The organism is Psychrobacter sp. PAMC 21119 (genome assembly GCF_000247495.1).
GTDB lineage: Bacteria > Pseudomonadota > Gammaproteobacteria > Pseudomonadales > Moraxellaceae > Psychrobacter > Psychrobacter glaciei.
This window is the reverse complement of record NZ_AHVZ01000011.1, coordinates 197777-216943: the sequence shown is the minus strand read 5'-3', so window position 1 is coordinate 216943 and position 19167 is coordinate 197777. Positions and strand designations below refer to the sequence as shown.

The following is a 19167-nucleotide window of genomic DNA, read 5'->3' as shown; positions in this document are numbered from 1 at the left end:
TTTTAATAATTGGGCAGATTAAGCGCGCTCTTGCCTTGTAGCGGAGTGTTATCCCATTGTGCAATTGCTTGCATTAACATACGGGTTGGCGTATCTCTATCGACCGCTGGTTGCTGTAATAGCTGCAAAGCGTCGGCGATAAGCTTACTTGGATCGCGAGTATCAATCGGTTGGGCAAGATTCTGCTTGGAGAGCTTTTGCCCATCAGGATTGCATATCAAGGGCAGATGATACCAGTGATCGATAGCTGGTAAGTTAGCCGCCTGCATGATACTAATCTGAGCAGTGGTCATGGGTAAAATGTCCAAGCCACGCATAATATGAGTGACTTGTTGTAGCCCATCATCGAGGCTGGCGGCTAAGATATAATTGATCATGCCGTCTTGACGTCGAACCACCATATCCCCTAAGGTTTGTTGTGGATTATCCCACTGCAACCCTTGAATACCATCGCTAAACCCGATCTTATGGTCTGGCAGTTGTATGCGCAGCTTGTGTTGCTGACGATTGAGATTGGCATTGAGGCAGCAGCGCGGGTAGCGTTGTCTATTGGGCAGCAGTTGCTTAATATCCGTAGCATTCAAACCTGCTGGTAAAGGCTCTAAAGTTTGAGTCGTCGAGGATGTCTGTGCTTGCTGAGACCAATAGCGCTCTAAGTCCTTACGTGAGCACTGACAGCCATAAGTCAGTGGCAGCAAGTCTGATGACAAGTAGTCGTTGTAGATATCAATACGCTCAGACTGATAAATGACATCGCCGTCCCACTGTAGCCCGAGCACTTCTAAATCTATAAGAATCTGCTCAGTGAATTGTCTGTCACAGCGTTCCGTGTCGGTATCTTCGATACGCAGCAGCCATTTGCCACCGAGCGACTTGATATGGCAAAAGCTGGCAAGCGCAGTGGTCAAGGAGCCAAGATGCAGCTCACCTGTGGGTGAAGGCGCAAAGCGACCGATAGGAGGTGATAATGGCTGCTGATGGAGAATAGGAGTATGGGCAGTTTGCAAAGTAGGGGTTATCAAAGTAATGACTATCAATGTAGGAGGATATAGCTAGAATAAAGAAGAACGGAGTAAAAAGATATTTATTAAATACGCTTGTTTTGTTAGGGCGTGTCTTCATTTTAAAAATGGTGATAAAAATTGCCGTCAAACAAGAAAAATAGCGCAGTCAGTGAAAAGTAATATCGATACATCACGCACTGTTGATATCAATTTTTTTTGCTTGCTGTGTGTACGCAGACAGAGGCTACAAAAAATTTATATCAGTCACGCTGTCTCTTTTTTATATTGAACTGACTATAGAACGAGATCTATAAAACGCAACGAGCGACCAATAAATGGTCGCTCGTTATTATAAGACACTCAGTACTCATTTAAATGCGCTAGCATAAGAGAGCGTCTAGGTATGACCTTGGTTTTGACGCTCTTTGATCTCAGATAACGTCTTGCAGTCGATACATTGAGTGGCTGTTGGACGTGCTTCAAGACGACGCAAGCCAATCTCTACCCCGCAAGTTTCACAAAATCCATAATCATCATTGTCAATTTCTGCCATAGATTTATCGATTTTGCGAATGAGCTTACGCTCACGGTCACGCGTACGCAACGTCAGGGCAAACTCTTCTTCTTGAGTGGCGCGGTCATTAATATCCGGCATGGCGCTAGACTCATCTTGGATATAAGTCTTGGTGCGATCTGCTTCGCCAATCAGTTGCTGCTTCCAATCCAACAAAATAGCCTTAAAATGCTCTAACTGCGCATCAGACATATACTCTTCGTCTTTGGCAGGCACATAAGGAGTAAACTTAACATCACTCGGATTCGTGGTCACGGTGCTCATATGGGTATCCTACTTTTTCAAATTAATTCAATAAAACGACATATCAAAAGACAAGACGTTATAAGTTTAACAAACGCGATAAGTTGTCCCTTTATAAAACGTTTTACCACTTGGTAACACAAGTAACACAGCTGAACTCATCGTACGGTTATATTGATATGTTTATATCAATGGTCAGGTATATTGTTATGCATATTTTTATTTAAATGGCTGGGCCTAAATAATGCGACAAATGACTGACTGTGAAAACTTAGCTTGTGGTCAATGTAGCCATCCTAGCTATTATAATTTTGCTTGCGATTAGACGCGTTACCATCCTAACGCGGTTTGATTTTATCAGTATCGTTATTCACTTATAATAAAGCAAAGTTTGATTTTGCCAACCATATGGACGAAATTTTTTGTATTAAATCAAACATATGGACAAAGACAATTACAGTGTTATTGACGCCGATAAAACTGGGCATCAAGTATCCAACCTTTTAACCCAGCTTGCAACCTCTCCATTGTTGGCTAATTGCAACCAGCGATAACCGGGGCGCGCGTTTTCATCGTAAGCAAAGTCATCTCTATAAGGCTTAAATTGATAGCAAGTCGAGGGCGTGCTATAAACGCTGACCCCTTGACGGTGGCGCACTTGTGCTTGATGGGTATGACCGCTAATGATTACTTTTAATTGCTCAAACGGTGCCATATGCTGCCAGAAAGACTCGGTATTCTTTGCCATATGAGTATCGATCCAGTCAGACTCCATCGGTATAACGTGGTGATGCAAGGCAATGAGCGCAGGCTTACTGCATTCTTGCAACTGCACACATAACCAGTCGATATCGGTCGCTGTCACTTCTCCTGCCACCTGCCCAGAAATAGAGGAATCCAGTAATAGCAGCTGCCAGTATTCCGTTTCAATAACGTGTCGACTTAGCAAACGCGTATCCATCGGCTGGGCGACGAGCTCCCGCTCAAAAAAAGGTAAATCGCTACCAATCTCATCAGTGACATCATGATTGCCAGCAATACAGGCAAAAGGAATGTCAGTCGCTTGCAATACCTCAAAAATATGGTCGTAGATAGCTGGCTTTACTTTATTCACCAAGTCGCCCGTCACCACGATCAGGTCACAGCGGATGTCTTCACTCAATGCTTGTTCGATGACTTTTTCAAAGCTATGCTGACACACAGATATATCGGAATTATTGTCAATGTCGTCATTAGCTGGGGCAGAGGTGGGCGTTGATAAGTGCAAATCAGTGATCTGCAACACGTTTAGCTGTTCATCTGGCGTGCTGATGTTATTGGCAGGATAGCTTAGCATTGGGTCAGTCCCTTATCGAATCAAAACAAGTATTGCTATTAAAACGAATATGGATAAATCGATCACTTTTAATTACGGGGTCTTATGGCGCATTTCTCCCATCTTTGATGGAAGTGGTTGCCGCTTATAGCCCTACACTTACAAAACGAGCGATATGCAGCATTCTACTAACTATTACATTGATAGCATTAAGGAAAGTTTATATCATAAAGTGAATGAAAGCTCTAGCAATATTGATGAAATAAAGTTGGACAAAGGAATAATGAAAGGCCTCTACGTAACAATAAAGATGGCACAACTAACGGCGCATCGTCCAAAATTTTGCCGTTAGCATTTTTGATAAAATCAGCGCTGCAAAAAATAAAATAGCCAATACCAGTACGATAGATAGTCCAGTCTGAATATCAAGCCAGATACTGCCCCAAACACCTAAGGTGACCCCAAGCTGAGCGATAAGCAGCGCGATAATCACCATTTGCTTTGGCGAGGCTGACCACAAACGTGCTGTTAAAGCTGGTAGCACCAGCAAGCCACTAATTAATAAGCTACCCACTGCTTGCAGGGCAATGGCACAAAACCCTGCCAATAATCCCATAAAAAACAGCCGCTGCCGTGTTGGGTTGACGCCTTGAATCCGTGCTAACGCTTCGTGAGTGGCAAGCTTAATTTGTGCGGGCCAAATATATGCGAGCAATACCAGTCCCGCCAGCACACTACCGCCTATCAATGGCAAATCTGCCCAATCAAGCTCGAGCAAATTACCAAACAAAAACCCCAGCACGTTGGCTTGCTGATCGGTCAGCTGGGTCAGCGCTAACAGCCCCAAACATAGCAGAGACACTGCAACCACCGCCAGTACGGAATCGACGGGCAAACGCTCATCATCTATGAGCACTAAACCCAATACCACTATCACACTAACCAATGCAATACCAATGCCCATGGGCAGTTGCCACCACACAGCCAAGGCAACGCCTAGCAAAGTGCCATGCGCCAAGGCATCGGCAAAAAATGCCATGCGTCGCCACAATACCAAACACCCCAAGGGCGCTGATAGCAATGCTAAAATACTGCCAGCAATCCAAGCAGGCGCAATAATGGCTAACCAAGCACTCATATCATGTATCCAATAAACGGTTTATAAAATAAAGGTCGTAAAGCAGCTTTTTGCTTTAGTCGTTTGGTTATGATGATTACAACTCGCTTGGCGCGTGATGTTCACAGGCATGCGGCTGATGCACATAAGGCTGCTCATAATGATGACCAAACAGCTTTTGAAACTCACTACTAATGGCAAGCTCGCTTGGTTGTCCCTCGCAGCAAATATGCTTATTCAGACAAATGACCCGTCGGCTGCCTTTCATCACCCAATGCAAATCGTGTGACACTACCAGCATGGCACAGCGTAAGAAGTCTGGTAGTTCATCAATAAACTGATAGAGCCAAACCTCGGTATCAGGATCAAGTCCTTGCATCGGCTCATCTAGAATCAATAAATTGGGCTTATCTAGCAAGGCACGAGCCAATAAAACTCGCTGCGTTTCACCACCTGATAGGTGCAGCATCTGTCGTGATAGCAGGTGCGTCAACGATAAATTATCAAAGATAAACTGGCGTTGCTCAGCCGTTAAGCGTTTCTTATCGGCCTGCGCCAATAAGTCGCAGACTCGTAATGGCAATATCGGCGGTACCGCAAAGCGCTGCGGCACATAGCCAAGCTGTAACGTATGATGGGGCGTCATTTGCCCTTTAGTTGGCTCAATCAACCCTAAAATAAGCTTAACCAACGTCGATTTACCAGCGCCATTTGGCCCAATAAGACTGACTGTCTCGTTAACGGCAATATCGATATTAATATGTGATAACAAGCGTTGCGAACCAATGTCATAGCTGATATCTCTTAAGCTCAGTAGCTGGCTGGCTTGGTTGGTCTTATTATCCAGACTGATAGACGCAGACGATTGCTCTGATGGTGAAATGGGCAGGCTCATAGGCTAGTGACTAATATATTGGTAAATGATAAATGTCTGAGTACTGAATGCTGAGTACCGAGATCAGTAATTAATAAAGAAAAAATACAGCAAGCTTTATTGGCATGCTTGGCAACGTCCGCTAAGCTCAATGACACTACGAGCTACGATAAAGCCGACATCTTGCTCCGCAAAGCTCATCATTTCTTGTACCGGTAAGCTGCTACATTCTTGCACTCGCTGGCATTGATCGCAAATTAAAAATGCGGCGGTATGCTGGGCGCGTGGGTGACAGCAGGGCACATAAGCATTGATAGAGGTTAGTTGATGTATCAAGCCTTCGACCAACAAAAACTCCAAGCTGCGATAAACCGTTGGTGGGGCGACATTCTTTGGCGTCTGCTGATTGGTCGGCGCAGAATCTTGTGCATCCGGTTCTGATAAGCGCATTTGCTGCAATTGTGTGATCAAGTCGTAGGCACCAACAGGCTTATTAGCGGCCAGTACTAACTGATATATCTGCTGCCGCAATGGCGTGAAGCGTACACCACTTATGCGGCATTGTTCTTTTGCCGCCGTCAAGCGCTCGGTTACATCATGCGCGGTAAAATGTTGCACATCGTGCAAATGTTCGCATGTCGATGAAGTAGTGGACATAGGACAAACTCCTAAAAAATATGGCGCCTTTTTATGATGGTGTTTTTTATTGTTATAGTATAACATAATGAAATGAAAAACAGGTATGCTGCCTCAACTTAATATTAAAGAGCCTATTATGAATTCATTTTTCAGCCATTCTTTACGCTCGATCATTGTGCTACAGCGACTGCTCATTACTGGGATAGTCGCGTTAAGCTGTCTGACGTTGAGCGCCCAAGCCGCTACCGTTAGCGTGAGTAATTATCCATTATTCTTGTTGAGTCAAGCCGTGACTGAAGGTGCGCCGCCTGCCAAGCAATTATTGCAAGCAGGGGAGGTGGGACATCACGGCAGTATCAGTCCAGGCGATATAAAAGCCATTCAAGACAGTAAGTTTGTGGTATGGTTTGGCGAGCCATTAGAAAACAATTTGGCCGCCAGCCTCAATAGCGCGCCCAATGCCATTGCTTTATTCAAGTTTGATGCGTTTAACCGCCATCCATTACGCGATGTCAAAGGCGAAGCTATCGCTGGCACGCTAGATCCGCATATTTGGCTCGATCCTGAAAATGCTAAAGCCATCACCCGTGCGCTTGCCGTGATTCATAGCCATGCCAATCCACAATATAAAGCTCTCTATCAAGCCAATGCACAAAAATTTGCTCAACGATTGGATAAAGGAGTGCTGGCTATAAAGCAGAGTACAGTGACAAAGGCATTGCCTTATTGGGCGTATCACGATGCCTATCAGTATATGGAGGAAAGCTTAAAGCTACAGCTCGTTGGCAGTCTAAGCACCGATCACCATTTAGCACCAAAAGCCAGTCAGTTACGCTGGCTAAATGAGAAGCGTCCTGCCAAGCAAATGTGTTTGGTTAGTCCAAGTGCGCCAGCTAAAGGGTTGCTCGCTAAGCTACAACCTGTGAAGAGTACCGTGCAAGCTGAAGACATGAGCACCAGTAAAGACTTCGTTAGTGGCTGGCAGAGTATGGCGCAGCAAATCCGCCAATGTATCGCATAGCCATTTTTAGCCCATTTACTCGCTTTTGTTGACGTTAAAGGCACGCCCTAGCATAAAACGTTATTTAAAAGGGTCTTAGCGCTCGATAGCATTATCAAATTGTCGAGCGCCAAGACCTTTATTTTATAGAATATTAGCTATGCTTTACTAAGTTTTTGGAGGAAGCGTTAGCGCTAAACAATCAAATGCTTGATAAGACGCATATTTTACTTGCTAATCGCACGCGCGCTCCCTATAATAAGTTGCGTTTTATTTTGGTTAAAAGGCAACGTCTGTATAGTGACTTTTCATGGATAAAATGGTCATGAATAAACTGGTCACGGATAAAATCGTGGCAAATATGCGACATTATCCCAATACTATAGGATAGCTGCTGATGACCAAGCCTGCCAAACGCACGCAAAAAGATGAGATTGGCATCTACCTGAAACGCCAAGCATGGATTTTATTTATCCTGATTATTATTGGCTGGGTAGTAGATGTGACTTGGCTAGACAGTGGGCTGATAGTAGCAAAAAGTACCGCGATCGGTGCGCTACTTAGTTTCGCCACACAAGTCGTCTTTGCAAATTTTATCTTTTGGCATACTGGATATCGCGCGCGCCGACACATCGTCAGCCAGCTATATCGAGGTCAGATGGTCAAATGGCTACTGACAGTGTTTGGTTTCGCACTAATTTTTATTACCGTACAACCCCTATCAGCGCCTGCGTTGTTCATCGGTTTTATGGTAATGCAAATTAGTCACAGTTGGATGTTGTGGCACATACGCTAGCACTCTTTACGATCAGTATTGAAGTGAGTAAGTATCTATTAGCGTTAGATAAGTCATCCTGCCGTCCAACTTCTCTATGGCTAGCTTCACAAAGCCAAAAGAATGACAAATAACTGATTTGACGTTAAGGTATGGACTTATAAGTTACTGCTATAAGTCGTTGAAATTAGCGTAAAAAGTAAAAATAGCCTTATAGATAAGAGATAGTTTGGTTAATTGCCATCACTTATAATTTTATTTTTACAATTTCACGAATGATGCAAACCCATGCCACTAAAGGTCAATAGCCGCTAACTTGTTCATACAGCGGATAAAAAAGTCATAATAGACTTTACACGAATACAACGCTGCATTAATATAGGCAGCTAACTGCTTTGTTTTTGGACGCTATATTAAGCGTTTGCCTAAAAAGGCAGGTATGAGCAGACACCTATTCGATATAAACATTAAAGGGCTATTAATGAATAATCATAAGCCCTTTTTTGATAGCTAAAATTTATACTAAGCTAGGTATATAGCACTAGTAAATAGAACTATGGGTTGGATGTTGTTGGTTACATGAGCGCCTTGGTTGGTTTTATCTCCTTACGTGAGACACGTGGGAAAAAGACCCACCAATCGCCTCATCAGATGACAACCGTATTTTTGGTAGTTGATTAAATCGTTGATTAATAAGAAGCTTACATTATGGCATCCGAGCAACAAACATCATCAGAATATATCTCTCACCACTTAACGAATTGGACGTACGGCTATTTGCCGGGCGAAGGCTGGAAAGTTGCCTATACTGCTGAAGAAGCAGGGCTTATGGGCTTTAAAGCTATCCATCTTGATTCTATGCTTTGGTCAGTTGGCCTGGGTATCTTGTTTTGCACCATCTTTTGGATGGTTGCCAAAAAAGTCACTTCAGGCGTACCAAGCAAAACTCAGGCAGCAGTTGAGTTGATCGTTGAGTTTGTTGATAACAACGTTCGTGATTCGTATAGTGGTACCTCAAAACTGATTGCGCCACTGGCGTTGACTATTTTTGTGTGGATCTTCTTGATGAACTTGATGGATTTATTGCCTATCGACTTTATTCCAAGTCTTGCGGGGCAAGTTGGCGCCATGATGGGTCATGATCCACATCACGTATTCTTCAAGATTGTGCCAACGACTGATCCTAACATCACGCTTGGCATGTCATTTTCTGTCTTTGCGCTGATTATCTTTTATAGCATTAAAGAAAAAGGGTTGGGTGGTTTTGTCGGTGAGTTAACGCTCCATCCGTTTAGTGCCAAAAACCCAATCATGCAAGCCATTTTGATTCCCATTAACTTTATTCTAGAAGCAGTTACCTTGATTGCAAAGCCTGTATCACTTGGCTTGCGTCTATTCGGTAACATGTATGCTGGGGAATTGATTTTCATACTGATTGCCCTGATGCCGTTTTGGATTCAATGGGCGTTATCAGTACCGTGGGCGATCTTCCACATCTTAATTATTACACTTCAAGCGTTCGTATTTATGATGCTAACGATAGTTTACATGTCGCTTGCATCATCAACTGAACATTAATTAGACATTCAATAGGTAAATGAGGATACATCAATGGATCCAGTATTAGGTGGTTACACAGTTATAGCAGTAGCGCTACTTATCGGTCTTGGCGCACTTGGCACAGGTATTGGTTTTGCTATTCTAGGCGGCAAATTCTTAGAAGGTGTTGCGCGTCAGCCAGAACTTGGCTCACAATTGCAAACTCGTATGTTCATCGTAGCAGGTCTTCTTGATGCTATTCCGATGATCGGTGTTGGTATTGCTATGCTATTGTTATTCGCTAACCCTCTAGCAGGTTAATCAGAAAGCTCAGTTGTAAATGTTTGGTAGTCAAAGTTTGTATCTTAACCATAGCCAAAGTTTGGCTATCAAATATGATCAATGAAACTGATTTTTCATTAACAAAGAGGTGATCACGTGAATATCAATTCTACCCTCATCGGTCAAGCCATTGCTTTTGCAATCTTTGTGATGTTCTGCATGAAATTCGTGTGGCCACCACTTATCGGTGCCATCAATGAGCGTCAGCGTAAAATTGCTGAAGGCTTGAATGCCGCAGAAAAAGCAAAAGCAGATCTGGCGACCGCGGAGCAAGATGTCCAGCAGGAGCTTAATCTTGCAAAGACTAAAGCTGCTGCTCTAATCGAGCAAGCGAACAAGAGCGCCAACCAGCTTGTCGAAGATGCCAAAACGCAAGCCCAAGCGGAAGGCGAGCGCATTCGTCAACAAGCGCAAGCATCTATCGACCAAGAAATCAATCAAGCGCGTGAATCATTGCGTGCCCAAGTTGCTGAACTGGCTGTGCTTGGTGCAGAAAAGATTTTGCAAGACAAAGTCGATGTGCAAAAACATGCCAGTATGTTAGACCAACTGGCGGCGAAGCTGTAATTGTGAGGATATAATGGCTGACTTATCAACCTTAGCACGACCGTACGCTAAAGCCGCGTTTGACTATGCCAATGAAAACGGGGTAGTAAATGAGTGGGAAAACTTCTTATTTATTGCCAGTAACATTGTCAACGACAAGTCGTTCAGTACTTGGCTAGACAATCCAGCTGTTTCTGCTGAGCATAAGTCAGCTGCTTTGATCGATCTTTATGATACACAAGTAGCTAGCGATGATGATTCTGCTTTTAAGCAGTTATTAGGTGAGGCCCAAGGGGCTCGCCCAGACAACAACGCCAGCTATCCAAAAGTATCAGTGGCACTTAGTAACTTCGTTAATCAGTTATCAGAACAAGAGCGTCTGGCGCTGCTTCCTGAAGTTTATGCGCATTATCGCCGTCATAAGGCAACCAGCTTAAAGCAGCTTGATGCCTACGTGACCTCCGCCTATCCATTGACCGATGCACAGCGTGATATGCTCCAAACACGTCTTGCTGCTTCGCTAAATGCTAGTGTGGTGATTCATGAGTCGGTTGATCCTAGTCTTTTGGCTGGCGCTACGATCAAAGTCGGTGACAAAATCATTGATGATTCGATGCGCGGCAAGTTACAACAGTTAAAAACACAGCTAACTGCCTAATGCCATTCATCAACGTAGATATATAAAAACTGCGTGATAGTAAGAGCATTTAAGTCAGTGGGCGGGTTATCATAAATTAAAGGAAACAAGGCAATGCAACAATTGAATCCAGCGGAAATCAGTAACCTGATTAAGCAGCGTATTCAAGACCTTGATGCGGGTGCAACTGCAAAGAATGAAGGCACGATTGTCAAAGTATCTGACGGTATCGTGCAGATTCATGGTCTTGAAGATGCCATGTACGGCGAAATGATTGAGTTTGAAGGTGAAATCTATGGGATGGCGCTTAACTTAGAGCGTGATTCTGTTGGTGCGGTAGTACTGGGCGACTTCCTAAAACTACAAGAAGGCCAAAAAGCCTATTGTACTGGTCGCATTCTTGAAGTACCCGTAGGTCCTGAGCTGCTAGGCCGTGTTGTTGATGCTTTGGGTAATCCTATTGATGGCAAAGGTCCTATCGATGCCAAAATGACTGACAAAGTCGAAAAAATTGCCCCAGGCGTGATCGACCGTCAGTCAGTAGATCAACCAGTAATGACCGGTTATAAAGCCGTTGATACCATGATTCCAATCGGTCGTGGTCAGCGTGAGCTTATCATTGGTGACCGTCAGACGGGTAAAACCGCGATGGCTATCGATGCGATCATTGCGCAAAAATCATCTGGTATCAAGTGTGTATACGTGGCAATCGGTCAGAAACGTTCGACCATCGCAAACGTCGTACGTAAGCTTGAGCAAACTGGTGCGCTTGAATACACTACAGTAGTAGTTGCTTCAGCATCAGAGCCAGCAGCACTACAATATATTGCACCGTACTCAGGTTGTACGATGGGCGAATACTTCCGTGACCGCGGCGAAGATGCCCTGATTGTTTTTGATGACTTATCAAAACAAGCAGTTGCTTATCGTCAGATTTCACTATTGCTACGTCGTCCGCCAGGTCGTGAAGCGTATCCTGGTGATGTATTCTATTTGCATTCACGTTTACTTGAGCGTGCATCACGCGTAAACGCTGCGTACGTAGAAAAGTTCACTAATGGTGAAGTAGTGGGTAAAACAGGTTCTTTAACCGCATTACCTATTATTGAGACCCAAGCTGGTGACGTATCTGCATTCGTACCGACTAACGTGATTTCAATCACTGATGGTCAGATCTTCTTAGAGTCTAGCCTATTCAACTCAGGTATCCGTCCAGCAGTCAACGCTGGTATCTCGGTATCTCGTGTGGGCGGGGCAGCTCAGACTAAGATTATTAAGAAGCTGTCTGGTGGTATCCGTACCGCACTAGCCCAGTATCGTGAACTAGCAGCATTTGCTCAGTTTGCCTCAGATCTTGATGACGCGACTCGTGAACAGCTTGATCATGGTGAGCGTGTGACTGAACTGATGAAGCAGAAACAGTATCAGCCAATGTCTATCTCTGAGCAAGCAGCGGTTATCTATGCGTCGAACGAAGGTTTCTTATCAGACGTTCCAGTTGAAAAAATTGGTGCTTTCGAAGAATCTTACTTACGTTACATGCATGATGAGCAAAGTGAATTGATGCGTGAGATTGATGATACTGCGAACTATAACGATGATATTGCAGGTCGTTTAAAGTCAGCTTTAGAGACCTTTAAACAAAATCACAGTTATTAATTTAACGGGTTAAGCCGAACTGGTTATGGCTGTCGCTGACAGCCTATAAGGTGACGTGTTGTCTGATAAGCTTTTTGCTGAGACAGGCGCGTCACTGCGTTAACCATCATCGGTATTAGATCGCGTGTTGCCACAAGATTTGAAATATTATTTGATCAGTTCAATGTTTTATATTAAAAAATTGTTGCAGGCGCCAATGCTTTTTAACCCTCTTATATTGGAATCATTATGGCAAGCTTAAAAGAGATACGTGCCAAAGTCACCAGTATTAAAAGCACCCAAAAAATTACTCGCGCTATGCAAATGGTAGCAGCAAGTAAGATGCGCCGTGCCCAAGAGCGCATGGAAGTGGGTCGCCCGTATGCTGATAGTATGCGCCGGGTTATTTCACATTTGGTGCATGCCTCATCAGACTACAAACATCCTTATATGGTATCGCGTCCGGTCAACAAGGTCGGCTATATTGTCGTTACCTCTGATCGTGGTCTCGCAGGTGGTTTGAATATTAACCTATTCAAAGCCCTAACCAAAAGCATTCAAGATTATCAAGATCAGTCTGTTCAAGCTGAGTTTGCAGTCATCGGTGCCAAAGGCGTCAGTTTCTTCAAAAATTTCGGCGGAAAAGTCACCTCAGCCGTGACCGACTATGGCGACAAACCAACGTTTGAGCAATTAAATGCACCCGTTCAGGCCATGCTTGAGGATTATAGTAACGGTAATATAGACCGTATCTATGTGGTATATAACAAATTTGTTAATGCCATGACTCAAAAGCCAACCGTCAATCAATTAGTACCTCTACCAGAGGGCTCATTTGGTGACGAAGAGAGCGGTATACAGACAGAACTTAGCTGGGATTATATCTACGAGCCTGACATCAAGACGTTGATTGATGAATTGCTTGGCCGTTATATTGAATCGATTGTTTATCAAGCGGTAATGGAAAACATTGCTTCTGAGCAGTCGTCACGTATGGTTGCGATGAAAGCGGCAACAGATAATGCTGGTGACCTAATTAACGATTTACAGTTGGTTTATAACAAGCTGCGTCAAGCGGCGATTACCCGAGAAATCTCGGAAATCGTTGGCGGTGCTGCTGCTGTTTCATAATTGACTACACCTATATATAGAAGTTCAAGGAGAACGCAATGAGTAGCGGTCGTATTGTACAGATTATTGGCGCGGTTCTTGACGTTGAGTTCAACCGTAGTGAAGTTCCTCAGATTTATGATGCTTTGCAAGTAGATGGTACCGAGACCACCCTAGAAGTACAGCAACAATTAGGTGATGGCATCGTACGTACTATTGCCATGGGTTCAACTGAAGGCCTAAAACGTAACCTACCTGTTACTAATACTGGTGCACCTATTTCTGTGCCTGTCGGTATTGGTACCCTAGGTCGCATCATGGATGTTCTTGGTCGTCCTATCGATGAAGAAGGTCCTGTAGAAGCTGACGAAAAATGGTCTATCCACCGTGAAGCGCCAAGCTATGCGGATCAGTCAAATAGTACTGAATTGTTAGAAACAGGCATCAAAGTTATCGATCTACTTTGCCCGTTCGCTAAAGGTGGTAAAGTTGGTCTATTCGGTGGTGCTGGTGTTGGTAAAACCGTCAACATGATGGAATTGATCAACAACATCGCGCTTAAGCATGAAGGCTTGTCAGTATTTGCTGGTGTCGGTGAACGTACTCGTGAAGGTAATGATTTCTATCACGAAATGCAAGAAGCTGGCGTTGTAAACACTGAAGACTTTAGTAAATCTAAAGTAGCTATGGTATATGGTCAGATGAATGAGCCACCGGGTAACCGTTTACGTGTTGCGCTGTCTGGTTTGACTATGGCTGAGTACTTCCGTGATACGAAAGATCCTGCTACTGGCAAAGGTCGTGACGTATTGCTGTTCGTTGATAACATCTATCGCTATACACTAGCCGGTACTGAAGTATCAGCACTGCTTGGCCGTATGCCATCAGCGGTTGGTTATCAGCCAACACTAGCTGAAGAGATGGGTATGCTACAAGAGCGTATTACGTCAACTCAGTCAGGTTCAATCACGTCAGTTCAGGCCGTATATGTCCCTGCGGATGATTTGACGGATCCATCACCTGCTACGACGTTTGCTCACTTGGATGCAACGGTTGTACTAAGCCGTGATATCGCATCACAAGGTATCTATCCTGCGGTTGATCCATTAGATTCAACCTCACGTCAGCTAGATCCACAAGTGATCGGTGAAGAACATTACAACGTTGCTCGCGGTGTTCAAGAAATTCTACAGCGCTATAAAGAGCTTAAAGATATCATCGCAATTTTGGGTATGGATGAGTTGTCAGAAGAAGATAAACTAGTCGTTTATCGCGCTCGTAAGATTCAGCGCTTCTTGTCACAGCCATTCCACGTTGCTGAAATCTTTACTGGTGCACCTGGTAAATATGTACCACTACGCGATACCATTGCTAGCTTTAAAGCAATCATCGCTGGTGAATACGATGACTTACCAGAGCAGGCCTTCTATATGGCTGGTGGCATCGATGAAGTGGTTGCCAAAGCAGAAAAAATGAAATCTTCTGCAGCGTAAGTTGCTCAAGCATTGGCTAACGAGTAGATAGGTTATAATACGTTTATCTACTCATCAGTAACGCATCGCAGTTTTTACTGTTTTTTGATCGCGTTTTGATAGTAAGGAGTTAAGTATGGCAACGTTACAATGTCGCGTCGTAAGTGCCCGTGAAGAGTTGTATTCAGGCGAAATTAGCATGTTAATAGCGACTGGTACCGAAGGCGAGATTGGTGTATTGCCAGGTCACACACCGCTTATTACTTTGTTAAAACCGGGTGCGATGCGAGTGCAAACACCAAACGGTGAAGAAGAAGTGATTTACGTATCAGGTGGTGTACTAGAAGTACAACCAAAAATGGTCACGGTATTGGCTGATACAGCGATGCGCGCCCATAATCTTGACGAAAGCAAAATTGTTGAAGCACGTAAAAAAGCAGAGCAAATGCTGGTCAATCAATCAGATACGGTACAAACCAACGCTGCCTTGGCATCATTGGCAGAGTCCGTAGGACAGCTACAAGCTATCCGTAAGTACAAAAACCGTGCTTAGTCTTATTATTTGCCGTGTTAAACTTTACGTTTAATCCAGTCTTATATCTCAAAAAACAGTCCATCATGGGCTGTTTTTTTTGCTCATTATTTGGTGTGAATTTAGGTCGTGGTACGATGTATCAAGCTATTCGCTATGAAATATTAAACTATTCACTATAATGCGGGGTTTCTGTGTTAGGTTTGAATAAATGTACAATATAGTTCGCCCTTTTAATTAATAGATAGCCAATATTAATAATTTTATGCAAAAGTCACTAGCGGCAATCCATATATCTCGCTATATTAGCTGTTGGACAACAATTACCAAGAATATCAAAAACGTACTAGAGCTATTTTATCTAAGGGTCTGATGGTTCATACCTATTGGCCTCTTAACTGCTTGATAGAGAGTGTGTTAGGTTTTTTGGCAGTACAAAACCTATAATCTTGGACGCAAACTAAAGTTTTAATAGTCGTAGTTTATAGGTTTTGTTAACGACTATAAGCTATAGTATAGGAAGCTGTATGTTTAATAGTATACTGTCCTACCAAGTTTGTAACAGCTATACGAACATCAATTGTGCCACTAGGTGGCGCTATTAATTTACCGCTCTTACTTTTACTGCTTTTAAATTAGATGTATTAGAGGATATAACAATGACAACAACTGAAGAAGACAACACCCCCCGAATTTTGATTGTTGAGGATGATGAGCGTCTGGCCATGTTGACCCAAGATTACTTGGTGAAAAACGGTTTAGAAGTGGCAATTGAGACTGATGGCAATCGTGCCATTCGCCGCATTGTCAACGAACAACCAGATTTGGTCGTGCTTGATGTCATGCTTCCTGGTAGCGATGGGCTTACAGTCTGCCGTGAGGTACGTCCGCACTATCAGAACCCTATCTTGATGTTGACTGCGCGTACTGAAGATATGGATCAGGTATTGGGTCTTGAGATGGGTGCCGATGATTATGTCGCCAAACCTGCTCAGCCGCGTGTACTGCTTGCCCGTATCCGTGCTTTATTGCGTCGCTCGGAAAATGCACCATCAGAAGATGTACCACAACGCTTAGAATTTGGCGAATTGGTCATCGATAACGGTGGTCGTTCAGTGAATTTAGGCGATGAGTTGGTCGATTTTACCAGTGCTGAATATGATCTTTTGTGGTTGCTGGCTTCTAATGCTGGTCGTATTCTCTCTCGTGAAGATATTTTTGAGCGTCTACGTGGTATTGAGTATGATGGTCAAGATCGTTCGATTGACGTACGTATCTCGCGTATTCGTCCAAAAATCGGTGATGATCCAGAAAATCCAAAACGTATCAAAACCGTACGTAGTAAAGGTTATTTATTTGTCAAAGAAGGCAACTAATTCATTAACTGAATTAGCCAGTTTTGCTTATGCAAAGATTGATTGTTAGTGTAAGTTAGATAAAAAAACCAGCAATGATGCTGGTTTTTTTGTGGCGAAATCTTAATTTTTGAACTTAAATGTGGTGTTATGTGGTTTAATTAAGCCATTATTACAGATACTGACTAAATAGATGTGATGCGCATAGGTAATCAGGTTACTGGCACATAAAATCAAAACATAGCGGTCAGGGTTTATCTCTATTCAACGATGCTCGATATCATTAATATTGCGTCATTTATATACTAAATGTTATCAGTCGTTATTATTTACTAAGTTGGTCACGGCACGTATGTCATTAGTCTCTTCTTTAAAACATAGTATTTTTGTCCGTATTTATGCTGGACTACTCATCGTCTGTTTGTGTGTGGCATTATTTGCTCAACTATTGATGGATACCATCAATAAAGAGCGCGTACAATCCTACCGTGAAAGCATGGCAACAGGCGCTTTCCATCTGGTCAGCGAAGGAATTGCGCACCAAGACAATGAGATGCAGCGTGAGTACTGGTTGTCTGATGCCAGTAGTTTGTTTGGCGCGACTTTTAGTGTTGTGCCGATTGAAAAAGTCGATTTTAATGCCAGCGAATTGCGACGTTTTGAGAACGGCAATACCGTTGTGCGTTATGTGAGTCAGCCCGTCTACGCAGACGTTTATTATCGTCTACCAGACAGTAAAAGCGTGTTGACCGCTAGAGTTACTCAAGTCACTGAGCAGCAAGTACGTGCCATTGCCGTGTTCCTACTGGATGATTTGTCCTATCATATAACGCTGTCGGATAAGCGTGCTCGCTTGGCTGAATTGGAAGAAAAGTTCTCTTTTCCTTTGGCATTTAAAGCCGTGAATACGCTTGAGTTGGACACAGATCAGATGGCGCGTCTGCGCCGCGATGAAGTGGTCATTTTATTGCAAGACACCAATAGCAGTAAAAGTAACTCATCTATCAAAATTATTGTGCCATCTGAAATCAACGATATGGCGATTCTGATTGGGCCGGTTCCTTTGTTCAATTGGTTCCCGCTTAATCTGATTATCAGTATGATTCTAATTAGTATGTTTCTGATCAGTCTGGGTGTCTATGCGCTCATTTTTCCGCTCGAGCGTAAATTACAATTGATCCAAGTCGGTGTTAATGAGGTGAGTCAAGGCAACCTTGATATCCAAGTACAGGTCATTGGGCAAGACGAAATTGCACGTCTGTCAGCGACGTTTAATGCCATGACCGCCCATATTAAGCGTTTGATTGAGTCGCAGCGAGAGCTGACGCGCGCGGTATCGCACGAGTTACGTACACCGGTGGCTCGTATTCGCTTTGCCGTCGATATGCTAGCAGATACCGATGATGAAGACTCACGTTTTATGCAGCGTGATTATATCGACGAGGATATTGAGTCGCTCAATGGCCTCATTGATGAGATTTTGACCTATGCTAAGCTTGAAGAAGGCTCACCAAAACTCGATCTAGAGCCGGTGAATCTTAAAGAATTGCTCGAACAGATTGAGCGCGAAACCAATGCCTTAGGCAAACCTATAAAAATCGTCGCCAATCTGCCAAATCCTAAAGTAACAGCAGTAGCAGACAGACGATATTTGCACCGTGTCATTCAAAACCTTGCGGGTAATGCTTTACGCTATGCAGAAACGACCATTATTATTAGTGCGGGCGTCAAAAAGGGCAACGCTTTTGTCAGCGTGGAGGACGATGGTCAAGGTATTGCAGAGGCTGATCGCGAAAAAGTATTTATTCCATTTTCACGCTTAGATGACAGCCGTACACGAGCCTCTGGTGGCTATGGTTTAGGACTGTCTATTGTGTCGCGTATTGCCTTTTGGTTTAATGGCAGTATGAAAGTAGACGAAAGCCGTGATCTTGGTGGTGCTAGATTTGTGATGACATGGCCTATCAAACCTTTGACGCAAGTGCTGGCTGCTGATCAATTAACCCAAGAAAAAAGCGACCGTGATTTTGAGATTAAATAATGCAAGCAGCTATTTTATGTCTGTAAAATTATGAGTATTTTGACCAGCAAAAAATAGACTAAGCGCTCAATATATGGTGAACTAAGCTGAGATGCTTTGGTAGCAAACCTGTAATAACAGGTTTTATAAGTTGGAAAATAGAGGAGGGCAGAGGATGCCGTATTTATTTGGTGGTTTGGTGCTACTGAATGCGTTGACGCTGGGTTATTATTTATTTCTACAGCAGCCAACCACGACTCAAACGCTCAAAGCCGCGCAGGATGAAATTACTCAGCCTCTAGCGTTCACTAATAGTGCTGAGTATATTCCACCGATTATCGGCGTACGGGAATAATTTTTGTTGCCTAAATATTGAAACAGTTAGGGCGTGTTGAACATTGACAAATAGGCACTGCTGATCGCTAAAACTGCTCC

At 43.5% G+C, this 19167-nt stretch carries 19 protein-coding genes; 13 read left to right on the top strand and 6 right to left on the bottom strand.

The genetic code is table 11. From position 1 onward, the window contains the following. Positions 1-2: 2 nt before the first annotated feature. The 6 genes from gluQRS to RH96_RS04810 all read right to left on the bottom strand — a co-directional run bounded on the left by gluQRS (position 3) and on the right by RH96_RS04810 (position 5784). The gene (gluQRS, locus tag RH96_RS04835) at positions 3-1007 is read right to left on the bottom strand and encodes a tRNA glutamyl-Q(34) synthetase GluQRS (protein WP_010197975.1); all 1005 of its coding nucleotides are present in this window, start codon (positions 1005-1007) and stop codon (positions 3-5) included. Between the two features lie 394 nt (positions 1008-1401). Then, entirely contained in the window at positions 1402-1842 is a 441-nt protein-coding gene (gene dksA, locus RH96_RS04830) for an RNA polymerase-binding protein DksA (RefSeq protein ID WP_010197974.1), read from the bottom strand. Between the two features lie 466 nt (positions 1843-2308). Beyond that, a complete protein-coding gene (locus tag RH96_RS04825; RefSeq protein WP_010197973.1) occupies positions 2309-3157 on the bottom strand; it encodes a metallophosphoesterase in 849 nt (282 codons plus the stop codon). A gap of 298 nt (positions 3158-3455) precedes the next feature. Further along, complete coding sequence (locus RH96_RS04820) at positions 3456-4274, bottom strand: metal ABC transporter permease (RefSeq protein ID WP_010197972.1); 819 nt, start codon at positions 4272-4274, stop codon at positions 3456-3458. 76 nt (positions 4275-4350) lie between these two features. After that, a complete protein-coding gene (locus RH96_RS04815) occupies positions 4351-5148 on the bottom strand; it encodes a metal ABC transporter ATP-binding protein (RefSeq protein ID WP_010197970.1) in 798 nt (265 codons plus the stop codon). 96 nt (positions 5149-5244) lie between these two features. Beyond that, entirely contained in the window at positions 5245-5784 is a 540-nt protein-coding gene (locus tag RH96_RS04810) for a transcriptional repressor (RefSeq protein WP_010197967.1), read from the bottom strand. Positions 5785-5902: 118 nt separating this feature from the next. On the opposite strand from RH96_RS04810, the gene RH96_RS04805 reads away from it, so the two are divergent. The 13 genes from RH96_RS04805 to RH96_RS04745 all read left to right on the top strand — a co-directional run bounded on the left by RH96_RS04805 (position 5903) and on the right by RH96_RS04745 (position 19087). Further along, positions 5903-6787 carry a metal ABC transporter solute-binding protein, Zn/Mn family gene (locus RH96_RS04805; RefSeq protein WP_026037139.1) on the top strand — a complete coding sequence of 295 codons (885 nt, stop codon included), beginning with the start codon at positions 5903-5905 and terminating at the stop codon, positions 6785-6787. Positions 6788-7163: 376 nt separating this feature from the next. Continuing rightward, positions 7164-7562, top strand: a complete 399-nt coding sequence (locus RH96_RS04800; RefSeq protein ID WP_010197964.1) for an ATP synthase subunit I — start codon at positions 7164-7166, stop codon at positions 7560-7562. 687 nt (positions 7563-8249) lie between these two features. Further along, positions 8250-9119 (top strand): F0F1 ATP synthase subunit A, encoded by an 870-nt coding sequence (gene atpB / locus RH96_RS04795; protein ID WP_010197962.1) that lies wholly within the window; start codon positions 8250-8252, stop codon positions 9117-9119. Positions 9120-9152: 33 nt separating this feature from the next. Beyond that, positions 9153-9401: a F0F1 ATP synthase subunit C gene (gene atpE / locus RH96_RS04790; protein ID WP_010197960.1), complete on the top strand. Its 249-nt coding sequence runs from the start codon at positions 9153-9155 to the stop codon at positions 9399-9401. A 117-nt stretch (positions 9402-9518) separates the two neighbouring features. Beyond that, entirely contained in the window at positions 9519-9989 is a 471-nt protein-coding gene (locus RH96_RS04785) for a F0F1 ATP synthase subunit B (protein ID WP_010197957.1), read from the top strand. Positions 9990-10002: 13 nt separating this feature from the next. Next, positions 10003-10626 (top strand): F0F1 ATP synthase subunit delta, encoded by a 624-nt coding sequence (locus tag RH96_RS04780; protein ID WP_010197955.1) that lies wholly within the window; start codon positions 10003-10005, stop codon positions 10624-10626. A gap of 93 nt (positions 10627-10719) precedes the next feature. Beyond that, positions 10720-12264, top strand: a complete 1545-nt coding sequence (atpA, locus tag RH96_RS04775) for a F0F1 ATP synthase subunit alpha (RefSeq protein WP_010197953.1) — start codon at positions 10720-10722, stop codon at positions 12262-12264. Positions 12265-12492: 228 nt separating this feature from the next. Further along, positions 12493-13374, top strand: a complete 882-nt coding sequence (gene atpG / locus RH96_RS04770) for a F0F1 ATP synthase subunit gamma (protein ID WP_010197952.1) — start codon at positions 12493-12495, stop codon at positions 13372-13374. 38 nt (positions 13375-13412) lie between these two features. Next, positions 13413-14846 (top strand): F0F1 ATP synthase subunit beta, encoded by a 1434-nt coding sequence (gene atpD, locus RH96_RS04765; protein WP_010197951.1) that lies wholly within the window; start codon positions 13413-13415, stop codon positions 14844-14846. A gap of 115 nt (positions 14847-14961) precedes the next feature. Further along, on the top strand, positions 14962-15378 hold the full coding sequence (locus tag RH96_RS04760) for a F0F1 ATP synthase subunit epsilon (RefSeq protein ID WP_010197949.1): 417 nt from the start codon (positions 14962-14964) through the stop codon (positions 15376-15378). 638 nt (positions 15379-16016) lie between these two features. Beyond that, complete coding sequence (locus RH96_RS04755; RefSeq protein WP_010197939.1) at positions 16017-16733, top strand: response regulator; 717 nt, start codon at positions 16017-16019, stop codon at positions 16731-16733. A gap of 331 nt (positions 16734-17064) precedes the next feature. Beyond that, positions 17065-18753 carry an ATP-binding protein gene (locus RH96_RS04750; protein WP_010197937.1) on the top strand — a complete coding sequence of 563 codons (1689 nt, stop codon included), beginning with the start codon at positions 17065-17067 and terminating at the stop codon, positions 18751-18753. Between the two features lie 154 nt (positions 18754-18907). Then, positions 18908-19087, top strand: coding sequence for a hypothetical protein (locus RH96_RS04745; RefSeq protein ID WP_026037138.1), 180 nt, complete (start codon positions 18908-18910; stop codon positions 19085-19087). Positions 19088-19167 lie beyond the last annotated feature (80 nt).

Bases quoted from the DNA above. Each gene is read 5' to 3' on its own strand.
- RH96_RS04780 (WP_010197955.1), top strand. From the start codon at position 10,003: ATGGCTGACTTATCAACCTTAGCACGACCGTACGCTAAAGCCGCGTTT.
- atpD (WP_010197951.1), top strand. From the start codon at position 13,413: ATGAGTAGCGGTCGTATTGTACAGATTATTGGCGCGGTTCTTGACGTT.
- RH96_RS04800 (WP_010197964.1), top strand. From the start codon at position 7,164: ATGACCAAGCCTGCCAAACGCACGCAAAAAGATGAGATTGGCATCTAC.
- RH96_RS04750 (WP_010197937.1), top strand. From the start codon at position 17,065: ATGTCATTAGTCTCTTCTTTAAAACATAGTATTTTTGTCCGTATTTAT.
- RH96_RS04745 (WP_026037138.1), top strand. From the start codon at position 18,908: ATGCCGTATTTATTTGGTGGTTTGGTGCTACTGAATGCGTTGACGCTG.
- RH96_RS04815 (WP_010197970.1), bottom strand. From the start codon at position 5,148: ATGAGCCTGCCCATTTCACCATCAGAGCAATCGTCTGCGTCTATCAGT.
- RH96_RS04755 (WP_010197939.1), top strand. From the start codon at position 16,017: ATGACAACAACTGAAGAAGACAACACCCCCCGAATTTTGATTGTTGAG.
- atpE (WP_010197960.1), top strand. From the start codon at position 9,153: ATGGATCCAGTATTAGGTGGTTACACAGTTATAGCAGTAGCGCTACTT.
- dksA (WP_010197974.1), bottom strand. From the start codon at position 1,842: ATGAGCACCGTGACCACGAATCCGAGTGATGTTAAGTTTACTCCTTAT.
- RH96_RS04810 (WP_010197967.1), bottom strand. From the start codon at position 5,784: ATGTCCACTACTTCATCGACATGCGAACATTTGCACGATGTGCAACAT.
- atpG (WP_010197952.1), top strand. From the start codon at position 12,493: ATGGCAAGCTTAAAAGAGATACGTGCCAAAGTCACCAGTATTAAAAGC.
- atpA (WP_010197953.1), top strand. From the start codon at position 10,720: ATGCAACAATTGAATCCAGCGGAAATCAGTAACCTGATTAAGCAGCGT.
- RH96_RS04825 (WP_010197973.1), bottom strand. From the start codon at position 3,157: ATGCTAAGCTATCCTGCCAATAACATCAGCACGCCAGATGAACAGCTA.
- RH96_RS04805 (WP_026037139.1), top strand. From the start codon at position 5,903: ATGAATTCATTTTTCAGCCATTCTTTACGCTCGATCATTGTGCTACAG.
- RH96_RS04760 (WP_010197949.1), top strand. From the start codon at position 14,962: ATGGCAACGTTACAATGTCGCGTCGTAAGTGCCCGTGAAGAGTTGTAT.
- atpB (WP_010197962.1), top strand. From the start codon at position 8,250: ATGGCATCCGAGCAACAAACATCATCAGAATATATCTCTCACCACTTA.
- RH96_RS04820 (WP_010197972.1), bottom strand. From the start codon at position 4,274: ATGAGTGCTTGGTTAGCCATTATTGCGCCTGCTTGGATTGCTGGCAGT.